Source organism: Pseudoalteromonas sp. S3260 (assembly GCF_005886925.1).
GTDB classification, from domain to species: domain Bacteria; phylum Pseudomonadota; class Gammaproteobacteria; order Enterobacterales; family Alteromonadaceae; genus Pseudoalteromonas; species Pseudoalteromonas tetraodonis.
In genome coordinates, this window is the sequence record NZ_PNCV01000014.1 from 1 (window position 1) to 15,929 (window position 15,929).

Genomic DNA, 15,929 nt, shown 5'->3' on the forward strand with positions numbered 1-15,929 from the left:
CACTTGGCGCTATTGGGTAGAGCTAGATGGCAAAAACGCCAGCCTTTCAGACATAAAAGTAGGTATGTACATTGAAGTAGAAACCAACGGCTCGCAAGCAACTGAAATAGAATACGATCCGCTATTAAAAGGCCCAGTGTATATTGATGGCGATACCCTAAGCATTGCAGGCATTACTTTAAATAATGCTCAAAACACAAACTTTAGCCAAGGTGAATTACTTGAAGTAAGCGGATACAACGACTCAACTAATAGCATTGCAGTGACTTACCAAGCAGTAATTAGTAACAGCCAAGAAGAACTTGAATTACTAGGAAATATAAGTAATTTAAACACTCAATCTGGCACTTTTAATTTAGGTGACCTACTCATTAACTACCAACAAGCGGAGGTAGAAGGTGCGTTAAATAACGGCCAGTTTGTAGAGGTAGAAGGTGTTTTAAATGAAGGGCATATTATTGCAACAGAGGTAGATGCCGAGCAAAACCTTAATTTTAATGATAACACGCAAACAGAGCTTGAAGGCGTAATCACCTTTGTAAATAACGATGAAACACTAATAACTATCAACTCAAAATGGCAAGTTGCTATTAATGATCAAACTCAATTTGAAGATGGCACAGCCACTAATTTAATCACCGGCCAACGGGTTGAAGTAGACGCTCAGTGGCAACAAAATAACAACCAATTGTTAGCCACAAATATTGAATTTGACAGTAGTAACACAGATCCTACCGTAACAAATTATACGTTTTCAGTATCAGGGCAGGTGTCGGTTAGCGACAACATCGCTACTATAAATGGCAATAACTTTACGCTTACTAATCAAACACGTTACGAAGATGGCTTAACTGCACAAACTCTAAACGGGCAATGGTTAGAGCTTGAAGGCACTTACAACAACAGCCAAGCTCTTGTTACTGAGGCCGAAATTGAAGAAAGCACCAGCACCCTAGACTTAAAAGGCAATGTTACATTAAATACAAATAACCAAGCTGAAATATGGGGCTACATAAGTGAAGATAGCTCTCTATCGCAATTTATAAACCAATACGTAGAACTTGAGTGCCAGTGGGTAAACACTAACCAAGTAAGAGCCTGCGTACTAGACGATTAAATACAATAAGTTATATTTGACTTTGCAAAGGGCCTGTTTGCCTTTCGCGGTAACATGCCCTACTAAAGTTAAACATGTCCTTAAGTTTATTTGATAAACTAATTTGCATTAAAATAACGTTCAAGCCACAAGAGCCTATATATGAAATATATTTTATTAAGCGCGACCCTTTTTGTTAGCGCATTTTGCCAAGCAAATAACCCTGCCATATTTAATAAGCTCAATACAGCTAAAGATCCTTCGGCTCAAAGTATTTTAAATAAAATAGAAACTAAGTATGCCAATCAAGGTGTAATTGTGGAATTTGAACTTGAGTTTGAAAAAGGCGTTACAGTTTACGAAGTGACTTTATTTGATGAGCAAAATAAACGCTTTATTGAGTTAATCGTTAACGCGCAAGGTAAAGTAATTGAACAAGAATACGAACAGCCAGAACTTGACGAAGAAGACGAAGTAGCCGCAGCCAAGTTAATGAAGCAAAAAAACTACCGCATGCATCAACTGGTAAAATCAATAAGCCCAGCCCCACCATATTACTTATTAGAGTCGCAATTAGAGCAAGATATTGGCATAACCTACCTAGTTGCTACATTTATTACAGAAAAAGGCAGACACAAAAAAGCCATTGATTTAGCCACAGGTAAAAACTTACCTCTGCTGCAATGGGGTAATTAATGAAGCTGCTTTTAGTCGAAGATGATAAACAAAATCGCGATTTTTTATATAAAGCATTTAACGAACAAGGCTACACTGTAGATACTGCAGCCGACGGCCAACAAGCATTGCTTATGGCTACCTGCGAAGAACACGACATAATAATACTTGACCGTATGTTACCAAAACTCGATGGACTACAAGTACTAGCAGCACTTAGAGCAACCGGTAAAAATACTCCCGTACTTATACTTTCAGCACTTGATAAAGTAGATGAAAGAGTTGAAGGTTTAAAAGCCGGTGGAGATGATTACCTTACCAAACCTTTTGCGTTTTCTGAGCTTGCAATAAGAGTAGAAAAACTCATAAAACGCCCTTCGCAATCCACGCAAAAAACAACCACCGTAGAATTTGAAAACGTAAGCCTAGATTTTCGCCACTACAAAGCTCAAATAAACGGAAAACCGCTAAACTTACAACCAAAAGAATTTAAGATATTACACTTTTTGCTAGAGCATCAAAGTAAATTAGTTACTCGTACCTTATTGTTTGAATCAGTGTGGGAATACCATTTTGACCCAGGCACCAACGTAATTGATGTACATATTGCTAGGCTTCGTAAAAAACTTTTACAGCATAACGCCCATGTAAACATTGAAACTATACGAGGTGTAGGCTATCGCTTACAAAAAGCGCACGCCAATGAATAACAAACATTCATTATGGTGGCAATTTAACCCACGGGTAAGCTCGGTTTGGCGCTTATCCCTCGCCTTTGCAACCATTACCTCTGTGGTATTGGTTTTATGTATTGTGCTTATTTACCAGTTATTACTTGGAGAGCAAACACGCCAAGTAGAAAGGCGGTTAAACGCCGAGCAAGTGCGTATAGAGGGGCTAGCTAATAAATTTGATAAAGCCTCGTTTTTTAAGCAACTTAATATTTTTAGAAACGAAGGCGATATTTTAATTTTTTGGCAAAACGACGAAACTCAAAGCCAAGGGTTGAGCTTTTTTCCAAACGATATACCTAAACTTCCAAAAACCGTTGAGTTTCCAGTACTCGATACGCAGCGCGGCCAAATACGTTTATTAACCACAGGCATAGTAAAAACAAAACACGGCAAAGTAGTTATTGCTACAGCTACTGAGCATTTAAGTCGCTTAATTACAGAGTTTAAAACCATTGCTACATGGGCGTGTTTACTTAGCTTAGTACTCACATGTGTGTTTGGTTATATATTTGCTAGACGACATTTACGCCGCGTAAATTATTTTAATAACGTGGCCGAGAAAGTACAAAAAGGCGATTTATCGGCGCGAGTAGTGCATAAACAAAAAGGTGATGAATTTGTTACTTTAGCCAAGCATATCAATACCATGCTGCAAAGCATTGAAGAAAACTTTGCTTTAGTACAAGGGATTACCGACAACATTGCCCACGATTTAAAAACCCCGCTAACCCGCTTGCGTTTACATTTAGAAAATGAAACCATTAAGCAACCAAGCCTAGGCATAGCAATAGAGCAACTAGAAAGCGTATTACATACCTTTGATGCCATGCTAAAGCTAACACGTTTAGAACATGGGCAATTTCCACTAAAATTAGAGCCCGTTAATGGCTTTACTCTAATGAGCGACATAATAGATATTCTTGAACCCACAGCAGAGCAAAACCAGCAGCACATAATTCTGCATAAAAACCACGAGCTTATTTTTGAAGGAGACAAAAACTTACTGTTTCAAGCATGTTATAACTTGCTACAAAACGCCATTAAATATGCTGGTAACCACGCTAAAATTACAATAACGCTTTCTAAAGGCAGTATAAAAATTAGCGATAACGGTAAAGGGGTAAATAAACAACAGCTAAGCCAGTTAACCAAACGCTTTTACAGAAGCGACCTTGCAAGGCAAAAAGACGGCTTTGGATTAGGCCTTGCCACTGTAAAAGCTATTTGCGATCGCCACCACTTTACACTTAGCCTGCAAAGTGATGAAAACGGATTTAGCAGCACTATTAGTCATTAACAAATTGAGTAAGTTAAAAGCCTAAAAGTGCGCAGCTAATTAATGCACTGCTATTTTTTATTTAATAGCAGGCATTAACGTTTTGCCATCGCTATCCACTTTACTCATTAGCGTTAGCCCCATTACCTTGGCAAGCACAGGGTAAATATCTAAATTATTCACCAGCTCAATACTCATCCCTTGTTTAAACGCAGGACCTGCAGCTATAAAGGTGGCAGCCATATCATCACTATAAGCATAGCCATGTGTACCTAAATAAGGCGCTTTAGTACCGTTACTAAATACCGCAGGCGCATTGGTTTGCACCACAATATCACCCACTCGGCTCCCACTATTATAATGGTAGCCTTCAAGCTGCTCGCTACTTAAAACACTATAACGCCCCTTAGCCGCTTTTTGTAAGCGTGCTTTATACGCGTCAATATCTGCATTTTTAGCATCGCTTTTAGTATAAATAAGTAAACGAGGACCGGTATTTACAATAATAAAATTATCATCTTTAGGTAAACTGCTAACAATAATGCTTTGCTCAGGATCAACCTGTGCCATGCCATGATCAGAAACAATTACTAAGTTTATATCCTGAGATAATTTGCTCAAGCGAGTACGTAATTGCCCCATTAAGGCGTCTAACTTATGAACAGCGTCACGTGTTTGTACTGCATCTGGGCCAAACTCATGCCCCATACTATCAACCAGCGAAAAGTAACTGGCTACAAAGCGTGGGCGCTGCGCTTGAGGCAAACTTAACCATTGTACAATTTGGTCAATTCTGTCTTGGTAATCACCTTGTTTAGAATAATGAAAATAGTAATCAGGCGTCATACCATTAAAGCGCGCATCCGACTCAGGCCAAAAATACACCGCCGATTTCAGCCCATGCATTTTTACTAAATTCCAAAATGGAGTACCACGCACCCAAGTACTGTCTTTTTGGCCTTTTCCCATGCTGTAGCATTCATTATTGCGCGCTTTGTCACAAAATTTATTGTCAACAATACCGTGGTTAACAGGCAGTAAACCAGTAATCACCGAAATATGATTTGGAAACGTTTTAGTAGGGTACACAGGCTGCATTTTTTGCGCCCTAACTCCTTGCTCAGCCATTGCTTTTAAATTGGGTGCACCGTGCTTTTCAATATAATCCCAACGCAAACCATCAATTGAAATCATCACAACGGTTTGCTCTTTGGCTGCTTTTACAAACGGAGTTACCAGCAATAACATACTCATAATTACTAACAATAAACGCATGGGTTTTCCTAATTAGAATAACTTTTAATTTGCTCAAATACGCTGACACAATTTTTCAGTTTTACGCTCGTTACTTCGAGCGCATCCATATTTTTTAGCAATTTAGAAGCTTTTTTATAACATTAATTCGCACTAACACCATTGAAACTAAAGATTCCAAATAATGTAAAGTAACAGATAATATATCTAAATGTTAAGCAACACTATGGAAATTTTATAATTAACGATGCTAATAACAGCGTATTTAGCAAAAGATAAAACACTCAAAAATTGAACAAAAACTTGCGAACTATCCTATAATTATGTAGGGGATATTAGACTAGGTTCATATTTAAGGGGTTACTTAATAAACTATATTTTAACTCTAAAGCTAACCTTTTAACTAATAATCTTACAACAGATATAATGAATTTATTAACAACTTTGTCATTTAGTGATTTCTCACCTTTAAGGCGTAAACAACATCTCAAAAAAATCACATGAGAAACATGAGTTCATCGGTGAAATCACTTATATAGTATGTATCAAAGGCCTCCAGGCACCTTTGATAACAAAACACTTCATCAACTACAGTGGAAAAACTGTATATTATTAATAATACCCTCCCAAAATACCTTGATATTCAAACTTTGCTACGTTAAGGTTTTGTAAATATGCTAAGGAGAGCAGTTTTTTTGTGGAGATACTTACGTCTTCTGATTAATTTTCCTTGGTGGTTTAAAAACATATACAATGGAAAATATGATGAAGAACAAAATTAGTTTTGCTGTTTCAACCGCCCTCGCTTCAAGCTTAATACCAAGTTTTGCTTTAGCAAATGTGGTTGATATCTCAATTGAATCTCAAAAAAATAACTTAGCAGTAACTGCTTACAAGTCTCAGTCGTACGAAAAGTTTGAGTTTAGGCTAAAATACACCACTTCAAACTCAACAAAGGTCATCACGACAAAATGGCAATCGTCAAATAAATTTTCAATACCAGCAAAACATAATAAACTTTACAATATAACATTAGAAGCAATCAATTTATCAACAAGTGAGGTTGTGAAGCTCTCTGAAGAGAATGTCTCTTTGTCTAACACGAGACGTATGTTGTCAACCCCCGCTGAAGCTTCCTTTTATTCAACTATACAATCTACCTCTAACTCTGCAGTATCAAGCAATGATTGGCTAAGTAATTTTGTTGTCGATATCGGTGCATTTCCACTAGTAAGTATTACATCAGATTTAGCATATAATGGAAAAGCGTTTGATGGCAGTGCTGAGAACTTGCCGCTTCTTCTACCCTCTAACATAGAAATTAGAGAAGACGGCAGATATGAAACTATCTCAAGATTCGTTCAGCCAGATCCCAACTCAAGCCGTAAAATAGTTGATATCGTATTTGTACACGATGACTCTGGCAGTTTAAATGATGAGGCAGCAAGCGTTCGAGCAAATATTTTAAGTTTTGTTCAAGGCTTATCCGATGAAAACTTTGACTATCGTATTGGTTTAGTCCCCTATGGCGGCAGAGGAGGGTCTAGCAGCTTTAGTTCTCCGCAAGGAACACTTCTTGATAATGGAAGCCTCACATCGGACCCCTTGGTCTTTCAAAGTTATATCGATCAAATGCAATTTGACGGTGGAACCGAACGTGCATTTGATGCAATGCACTTAGCGGCAAACAACATTTTATGGCGCCCTTCAACACAAAAAGTTATTGTTCTAGTAACTGATGAAAACAATGACTCAGGCTTTATTTCAGAATCGCAAGCTACACAAAGTCTTCAAGATAATAATATTCTTTTTTACGGTCTAACTGCAGGACACGATGAGTTTGATAGAATAGCTGCAGCAACGTCTGGCCGAGTCTTTGATGTACGATCTGATTTTTCGTCTATATTAAGCGAAATAGGTACAGATCTATCTTCACGTTACCAAACGCAATATGAAACTGATAACTCTAATCTAGATAATGAAGAACGCGTTATTAACTTTAGTATTACTGCTAGTGATCATAATGCTTTACCTGTAGAGGGCGAATTTGAGTTTAAATATACGCCTAAACTACCCGTATCGCTTGAGCTTACTGCTGCTACTCAGATGCTATTGTCCAGTGGCCAACTCCCTGATAAACCACTTCCTATTCGTGTAGTAGCTGGCTCAGAAGTAGCAATTTCTGAAATAAACTTAGGCTATCGTCACGACAGTGAATCTGGTTATAACCTAGTAGGTATGAGCCAAGCGTCAGACGGTTCATGGTATGCAGAAATACCAGAAACAACAGTCCTACAGGGCGCTGTAAACTTCTATATCTCTGCTGTAACTGATATTGGTGTAAAAACACTGCCCGCAGCAGATCCTCAGACAAGCCCATACATTGTTACTGTACTACCTAATATTCCGCCAGAATTTCAGCATACGCCTGTAGACGTAGCTGATGAATGGGATGATATTGCCATTGAAGCTAGCGCTGAAGATGCTACCAATGAAGTTGCGTCTGTTTCATTATTTTATCGTCAAATAGGTTCTCCGCTTTATACCGAAGTGACTCAGGCATTTAATATACCGCAAGCGAGTTTCAGCGCGACTATACCAGGCACTGAAGTCACCCGTCAGGGTATTGAATATTACCTTGTTGCAGAAGATGATTTTGGCAGTGAGGTGTTTCGTGGCAGCCCTGAAACTCCCTACCAAATTACAGTGGGTACCGACGAGGTTCCAGGTAGTTGTAACGACTACGCCAACGTAATGATATGCGCCGATGACTTTAATAGCTCAAATAGCAATACGGACGTGCTTGCCAGCGGTAATGTACACATAGGAACCACTGGCGATGTCCCTGTATTAGCATTTTCTGGCGCAGTCACTATCGATACTGTTACCAACGAAATTGAAGCTATCGGCATAGGTCGACTTACGGCACTTGATATGCTGGTAAGCTATTTTACAGCAAAAGATATTCCGCTAGGTACTATGTCATTTTCGATAGATGCTAACCTAAGCTCGCCGGAACTAACACCAATAAATGTTTTTGATTATTCGCTTAATGGCATTTTACTTAGTGGCAGAAAAATCACCCTTGAGCCGTCGCAAATTAAAGTCGATACATCAATGACCTTACCCTTGATGAATAACTATGCGCTCCCCCTAGAACAGACAAGGAATCCGTTTTCACTAGGCGACGTTGTATTGTCGCAAAATAGTGGGGAGTCTAGTTTAGAAATGAACTTCGTCATGAAAGACTTACTAGGCAGTAACCCCAATCGCAAGGTAGGAAAATTTGGCAGCAGTGGGTTATCCGTAGAGTTAGACACTCTCTCGTTAGACTTTTTCTCGCCTGCGATTAAGTTGAAGGGCGCAGCTAATTGGAATCAAAGCCAATATAACCTAGATGTAGGTGTAGGGTTAAACCCAGTTAGCATCAATTCTTTCGAATTCAACTATAAAAATTATAAGCGTACTTCATTTGCCACAGCTAAAAAAATTCCGCTTGGGACTACGGGCTTCGTTGTTGCGCATAAAAGTTCGTCGATGAAATGGAATAGAGCACCAAATGCTTCCGTAGGGGGGAGTATTTCTGGGTACTTCTCTGACTCCGTAGGTGGCATGGCCGCAGCTGGCAATAAAATGGGCGCTGATTTATTAAGTGGCTCGCTTGGGGTAACCCTCAGTAATATGGGGAAAACTTGGGAAGCTTCAGGAAATCTAAGTTTATTTGAACGTTTCCCCCTAGCATCCACAAAACTAACTGCCGGTCTACTTGGATCAGGCCAGTACGGAGCAAACCTTACAGGTGATATTAACCTAGCAGATATTATTACAGGTGAAGCATTATTAAATGCACAGTCAGGTAAAAAGTTCACTCAACTTAGATCAAAAACCGATTTAAACGTACAGCTTCCACGTAAAATCCCTTTCGTAGGCGGAACGCGTTTAGCCGGTAAAAATGCCGAGTTATTATTTAGAACTGATCATACTAACAATAACGACCTCACAGCGTATTTCCAATCAATGGTAAAATTAGGGTCAATCAACTTAGGTGTGCGAGTTGACTTCTCGAACCCTCAAGATGTTGACTTTAACCTGATCAAAAAATCAGGCGTTTCTATCCCTGTTGCCAATATTTCTGCCAACGGAGTAGCTAGCAAAGAGCTTGCTTTCACAATCCCAGCAGGTGAAAATGCAGTACTTTTTGGCGCAGTGACAGACTCTGGCCTACCTGAAATTGAGTTAATCTTACCAACAGGAGAAACACTTAAAGCTTCTGACATGATGATTACCCTAGGAGATTCAGCTAACGATACGTTATCTAAATTTGCCTATACTAATGGGGATAACCAAACCGTAATAGGTTTACAAGCACCAACTGCGGGCGACTACACCTTGCGTGTTGTTAATAATACAGATTTAACATCACTAGATACCAGTATGGTCATTCCGAAAACACCGCCTCAGGCAAGCTTAAGCAATATACCTGCTAACTTAAATACGGGTGATACCTTAACCTTTGAACTTGAAGTTTCAAATGTCGACGGGCCTGCTATTGCTGAAATCCAACTAAGAGATAAAGATGAAACCATAGAGCTGACTCTTGATGAAGTTACAGTCTCGCCTGGTAACAATACCGTATCAGTTGAGCTACCTAAGGGTATAAATAGCGATAAATTTTTCGTTGTAGGTGTGGTTAGATATGACAACATGACCATCGAAACAACCTCTTCAAGCACACTCTCTGTTGAAAACACCATTGCGCCAGAGGCACCTACCAGTCTGACCGCCAATTTTAACAATGGTGACGCTACGATAAGCTGGGATAAAAGTAATACCGTAGATGTTGATTCTTATTACATTAAAGTAGTCAACGAAACGCGCAATACCTCGACGGTAATAGCTGTTTCAGGCTCGCTTGATAACTTCAAACTTGAAAATCTAACCAATGGTGATAATTACGCAATTAGCATAGCCGCTGCACTAGAAAGTGATCTGCGCAGTGACTTCGTAGGTAACGTTTACGGCTCACCAACCGGCTCATTTGTATCTGGTTTCGCAGATTTAGGCTTTGCTAATGGAACAGTAGTAGTGACCTCAGAAACTGAGGTAAGTGGCGAACCAATTAAAGTGGCGGCTACCATTGAAAATAGCAGTGACTTCACTGCCTACTCGTCGCGCTTGAATTGTTACTTCGGTTCAGTTAATGATGCTAATTTAGTGAGTAGTTCGCTTATTGGTAACTTAACGTCAGGCACTACACTAGACGTAAGTTGCAATATTGATCAGACACAGTTTAGCAATATTGGTAATGAAATTTATCTCACTATAACTGATGTAAAATTGCCTGACAACAAGCTTGCCAATAACCATGCAGTGGTAGCAAACCCATTCTCTAAAAATGTTGCACCAGTTGGTGTTAGTGATGATATTACAGTAGATGAGGACATAAACACAGTACTTGATGTTATAGCTAATGATACTGACGATAACGGGGATACCTTACGTGTCGAAAGCTTTACCCAACCGTCATTTGGTACAGTAGAATCAAACAACGGTGTACTTACGTACATCCCAGACAGCAACTACTATGGTATGGATAGCTTTACCTATGTAGTTAGTGATGGTGAATTGTTTTCAGAAGAGACCCTTGTCAACCTAGATGTGCTGCCGGTAAACGATGCACCTACCATAACGCCAATGGCAAGTAGTCAAGTCTCAGAAGGCAAGAGTACAACTATTACTGCACAAGCTAGCGATATCGACAGCGATATGCTCACATATTCGTGGGTGCAAAGCGCCGGTACTGAGGTAGTTATTACTGGTGAATCAACAGACGCTATCAATATACAGGCACCTTATGTAAGTGAAGAGTCACAGCTTACTTTTGTACTTAGCGTGTCAGATGGTGAGTTAACCACAAACTCGCTTGTTGAAGTTACATTACTCAATGACAACAGTACACCGGAATTATCTATTGAAGCACCTACTGAAGTTAACGAAGGGGCTACAGTAGAGGTAGTAGCAACTTACTCAGATGCAGATAACGATGAGTTAACGGTTGAGTGGAAACAAACTTCAGGTACACAAGTGAATATTGCACAGGTTGAAGGTACAACGCTCACCTTCGATGCACCTGAAGTGTCGGATGATGAAACGCTTTCATTCGAAGTATCGGTAGCCGACGGTGAGCACACTATTACTGAGTCTGTATCTGTTATTGTTCGCAATGTTGAATCAACGACTTCACCAACAACAGAAAGCTCTGGTGGTAGTACAGGACTGTGGTTTAGCTCGTTAGGGTTGCTTGCATTAATAAGTCGTCGATTTAAGCGCAATTAAGTCGTTACACAATTAATGTTTTAATGAGAAGCCCTAGATAGCCTATCTAGGGCTTTTTTATATCAATTTGTTTTATTTTTGAGATGAGGCAACTGGATCGATAACAAAGCAAAAACTTCGTTATTTAACCTGAATCTCGTTTAAGAAAATTGAACTAAATGCCTATTCCGAGATCCGATCTTTCGACCAAGAACGATTGGATAAACAAGGAACAGGCATGATTAAATTAGTTGAATTGTTTTGCGATGTCGACGATTTTTGCAAAGTATTTATACCTCAATGGGAAAAACAATTACTCGAAGACGGTACCCAAAAACGTCAACGAGCAGGACGTGTGACGACCAGTGAAATCATGACAATTGTCATTAGTTTTCATATGTCACATCACCGTGATTTTAAAAATTACTATCTTGGCTATGTTTCACTTATGTATAAAAGTGAATTTCCTAACTTACTCAGTTACACACGATTTTTAGCCGTTATGCCGAGGATACTTGTACCGATGTGTGCTTATTTTACTTCACTTAAAGGTAAACCCACAGGCGTTGAATTCATTGATTCTACATGTATTAAGGTGTGTCATAATATTCGTATTCCCAGACACAAAACCTTTGATGGAATAGCCCAGCGAGGCAAAGGAACGATGGGTTGGTTTTATGGCTTCAAGTTGCATTTAATAGTTAATCACCACGGTGAAATTGTCGCTGCCAAAGTGACAACAGGTAATGTGCATGATACGCAACCAGTGCGTGAATTAGCGAGCTGCCTTACAGACAAATTCTATGGTGACAAAGGGTATTTAAGTAAAGCCTTAGAAGCGGATTTACTCGATAAAGGTGTGAAGCTCATTACGACTGTTCGCAAAAATATGAAAGCAAAAGCGATGTCATTATGGGATAGAGCGATGCTTTCAAAGCGGTTTATAATCGAGACAATTAATGATCAACTCAAGAACATATCCTTCATTGAACATTCGAGACATCGGAGTATGAACGGTTTTATGTTGAATTTAGTAGCTGGGTTGGTGGCTTATTGCTTGAAAGAAAATAAGCCACACCTTAATTTAACTGACGTAGAGCTCAACGCACTAGTTATCGCTTAAGCAGATCTCAGGTTATTTAGTTGTTCTCGGCAATCGCTGTTACATCCATACAATCATAAATCAGCAATTTTTGACACCGTTAATGTCAGGTTTGCTCCCTCAAATTGATTAGCTATCATTGCATGCATTACAGACTTTAAATTAATCACAATGCAAAAAGATATAATAGAATTCAAGAGCTATGTTCTCTTTTTAGGAGGTAACGCCTCTGCTACTTTCAACAACGTTTTTGTTGGGTAAACTAGCTGGATGTTTTGCTCTAATACCTCACTCAATTGATACTAACACTTGTACCTAATTGGCCAAGGTGTTTATATTAAAGCTCATTAACGAATCAGGATTGCCATGATCGACTTTAGTAGCAAAATAACTCCTGCGCGTATGCAGCGCACGACGGCCAATTTACAAATGGCGCTTGAGAGCGATCGTGGCCGAATTATTAATAGTGCAGCCATTCGTCGGCTGCAACAAAAAACCCAAGTATTTCCGCTTGAACGCAATGCAGCCGTGCGCTCGCGCCTTACTCACTCATTAGAAGTACAACAAGTTGGTCGATTTATTGTGCAGCGTGTTTTTGCCAACTTAAATTACCAACAGCAAAAAGAATATGGTTTATCAGGCTTAGAACGCCCGCTAGAAACCCTAGTAGAAATGGCCTGCCTAATGCACGATATTGGTAACCCGCCATTTGGTCACTTTGGCGAGGCCGCCATTAATAATTGGTTTAATGCTAACTTGGCCAGTATTACGCCTGAGCGTTGCCAAACAGCCAATAGCAGTATAGGCGTTATTTTTAAACATTTAGCGCAAGATATTTGCAGTTTTGAAGGCAACGCCCAAGGCATACGTATTATTCACTCATTGCTGAGCCTAAATTTAACCTACAGCCAAAGTGCGGCAATTTTAAAGTACACCCGCCCTGCCAGCTTAGCGAAGCAAGATATCCCACAAAATAAAAACTACATTATGAAAAAAGTGGGCTACTACTACAGTGAAAAAAGCTTTGTAGAGGCACTGCAAACTGAGCTCAAAATGGAGCCGAATTGCCGCCACCCAGCCAGTTACATAATGGAAGCCGCTGACGATATTTCTTATTGCTTGGCTGACATAGAAGATGCGGTAGAAAAAGACATAATCACCACACAGTTATTATGCGAGCAACTAAAAAAGCAGTATCAAAAAGCGTTAATTAACTTAGCCTTAAACGACACCCAACATCAAAGCTTTGTTGATGATGCAATTAATTACGCAATTGAACGCGCGCAAGCACAGCCCTTTAATTTTAATAGTGAATTTTTTATTTATTTGCGTGTATCGTTACTGCACCCATTAGTAAATCATGCTGCTAAACGCTTTATTGAAAACATAGAGCCAATTTATCATGGTGACTTTAACCATGCATTATTAGAAGACCGCAGCTACCTGCATGCAGTAACCCAAGCCCTAAAACAAGTGGCACTTGAGCATGTATTTTCTCATAAAGAGGTCGAAAAGCTCGAACTACAAGGCTACCGTATTATTAACGGCCTACTAGAATGCTATAAACCGTTACTGCAATTAACTAGCGACAACTTTAAACGCGCACTACATGGCGACAACCGTTTATTAATAGAATCGAGATTAGTTAAAAAACTCTCTAAAAAACATTTAAGTAGCTATCAGCACGCTATAAATGCCATGCAAGAAGAGCCCGACCACTTTGCAGCTTATGAGTTTTATTACAGATGTAGACTCATTCAAGACTACATAAGCGGCATGACCGACCAATTTGCTTACGACGAGTACCGCAGCTTAATGGTAATTGACTAATTTAGGCTTAGCGCGCGAAATTGCTAAGCCCTAGATAATTTTTTACTTTACGCTTAAAATTAGTGCATTGATGCTTAACCGCTTTTGAGTTTTATGAAACCGTTACTGAGTTGCTTACTTTTTTGTTTTACTTTGTTTTATAGTGCCAGCAGTGTCGCTTACAACGAAGCGATGTGCATTCTTATAAAACAAGAAATGCAGCAATATAGTGACGACAAAACTAGCCGTAAGTACCGTAACGCCGCTCGCGACTACAAAAAAAACTGCAGTAACCCGGCACGTACTCAACCAGCAACAAAGCCTAAAGCGCAACCCATTATTGAACAACCCATCCCTGAGATTACAAAACCGCAAGTAACTGAGCCTGTTTCATCTGTTGTAAATACCCCTATTGCACAGAGTCAAACCCAGTCATCACTTGCACAGCAAAGCGCAAAATCAAACGTTGAACAAATAGTAGCAACAGCGTCTGAGCAAGATATTGAACAAAGTATTAAACATACTCAAAGTACAACTGTTCCAGCATCAGCAATTACCGAGCCTAATAAGTCACAAAGCAACAAAACAACAAATGATCAGCCTAGCATTGATACAACCACGCAAAACAACACAACTCCAGCAGTTACAAAATCAACAGTGGAGCCTTTACAAACGGCCATGCCGGTTACCGTAAATGCCACAGAGCAAGTTAACGGTGTTGCCTCATCAATCCCTAAAAAATCAAATATGTTGTCGCTAGTATTACCCAGTGTGGCGCTACTCTTAGTGGTAATAATTGGGGTTGTTGTATTAATGCGCCTACGCCATGTTAAGCAAAATAACGAGCCTGCCGATACCAGTATGCCACTAGCTGCTCCCCCTACAAAGTGCGATGACAAGCAAAGTAGTACTGCTATTGATGAATCTAAGACTCTTGATACCAGCAAAAGCGAGCCAAACGCAAACGAAGTGAGCACAGCTAAAGTAAAGCAAATCCCGAATACCGCAGAGTTTGAAGCCGCCGCTAAAGCCACTTTAGAACGGATAAAAAATGCCACCGAGCATGCAGAGCCACAAGTAAGAGACTTTGATCCCGAAGCCAAACCAATCAAAAAACAGCGCAAGCCGGTTAATCAGCCTAGCGAGCCTGTACCAGCGACTAAAAAAGAAGCACCTATTGCAGCTGAGCCCATTTCACCTCAACAACCAAAGGCAGACTTGCATTCGCCTAAACAACCGCGCTCACCGTTAACACCATCTACCGAGCACGACTTTAAAGAGCCTGAAATACGCACCTTCGATCCCAACGCCCCCTTACCCACTAAAAAAAGTGCGATAAAGCCAGAACAAGTAAAGGTATCGCCAGTTGAACCCACTAAGCCTGATATACCGCCACAAAGCAGTAACCCATTTGCTAACTTATCGCTTGATGAAAGTTGGGATCCAAATTCACCACAAAAACCGAAAGTGGAAGAAAAGCAACGCACCCCTAAATCACAAGCACTAATTGAAGCTGAAGAGCGCGCAAAAAACATGCAAACAAAAGAATAATAGAGTACGCTGTACTTATTAAAAGGTGGCTTTAAATCTAATACCAATTCGCCTAATCAAGTGGTCTGTTTTGAGGCAGGAAAAATGTGTTGATAGCTAACCTGAACTCTGGATAAT

At 39.8% G+C, this 15,929-nt stretch carries 9 protein-coding genes; 8 read left to right on the plus strand and 1 reads right to left on the minus strand.

The genetic code is table 11. The features are described 5' to 3' along the window. The 4 genes from CWC14_RS19130 to CWC14_RS03160 form a co-directional block, all read left to right on the plus strand. Positions 1–1,117, plus strand: a 1,117-nt coding sequence (locus CWC14_RS19130) for a DUF5666 domain-containing protein (protein WP_171036820.1), incomplete at its 5' end; no start/stop codon positions are given. A 141-nt stretch (positions 1,118–1,258) separates the two neighbouring features. Then, on the plus strand, positions 1,259–1,792 hold the full coding sequence (locus CWC14_RS03150; RefSeq protein WP_138561239.1) for a PepSY domain-containing protein: 534 nt from the start codon (positions 1,259–1,261) through the stop codon (positions 1,790–1,792). Continuing rightward, a complete protein-coding gene (locus tag CWC14_RS03155) occupies positions 1,792–2,481 on the plus strand; it encodes a response regulator transcription factor (protein ID WP_138561241.1) in 690 nt (229 codons plus the stop codon). Before CWC14_RS03150 ends, CWC14_RS03155 begins: the two co-directional genes overlap by 1 nt. Further along, complete coding sequence (locus CWC14_RS03160) at positions 2,474–3,802, plus strand: sensor histidine kinase (RefSeq protein ID WP_138561243.1); 1,329 nt, start codon at positions 2,474–2,476, stop codon at positions 3,800–3,802. The genes CWC14_RS03155 and CWC14_RS03160 overlap by 8 nt, the downstream gene beginning before the upstream one ends. 57 nt (positions 3,803–3,859) lie before the next feature. On the opposite strand, the gene CWC14_RS03165 is transcribed toward CWC14_RS03160, so the two are convergent. After that, a complete protein-coding gene (locus tag CWC14_RS03165) occupies positions 3,860–5,056 on the minus strand; it encodes an alkaline phosphatase family protein (protein ID WP_138561245.1) in 1,197 nt (398 codons plus the stop codon). 741 nt (positions 5,057–5,797) lie between these two features. Between CWC14_RS03165 and CWC14_RS03170 the strand changes: the two genes are divergently transcribed. The 4 genes from CWC14_RS03170 (at position 5,798) to CWC14_RS03185 (ending at position 15,812) form a co-directional block, all read left to right on the plus strand. Then, the gene (locus CWC14_RS03170; protein WP_171036821.1) at positions 5,798–11,371 is read left to right on the plus strand and encodes a vWA domain-containing protein; all 5,574 of its coding nucleotides are present in this window, start codon (positions 5,798–5,800) and stop codon (positions 11,369–11,371) included. Between the two features lie 217 nt (positions 11,372–11,588). Next, positions 11,589–12,473, plus strand: coding sequence for an IS982 family transposase (locus CWC14_RS03175; RefSeq protein ID WP_138561249.1), 885 nt, complete (start codon positions 11,589–11,591; stop codon positions 12,471–12,473). A gap of 345 nt (positions 12,474–12,818) precedes the next feature. Next, positions 12,819–14,282: a dGTPase gene (gene dgt, locus CWC14_RS03180; RefSeq protein WP_138561251.1), complete on the plus strand. Its 1,464-nt coding sequence runs from the start codon at positions 12,819–12,821 to the stop codon at positions 14,280–14,282. Between the two features lie 93 nt (positions 14,283–14,375). Then, positions 14,376–15,812, plus strand: coding sequence for a hypothetical protein (locus tag CWC14_RS03185; RefSeq protein WP_138561253.1), 1,437 nt, complete (start codon positions 14,376–14,378; stop codon positions 15,810–15,812). Positions 15,813–15,929 lie beyond the last annotated feature (117 nt).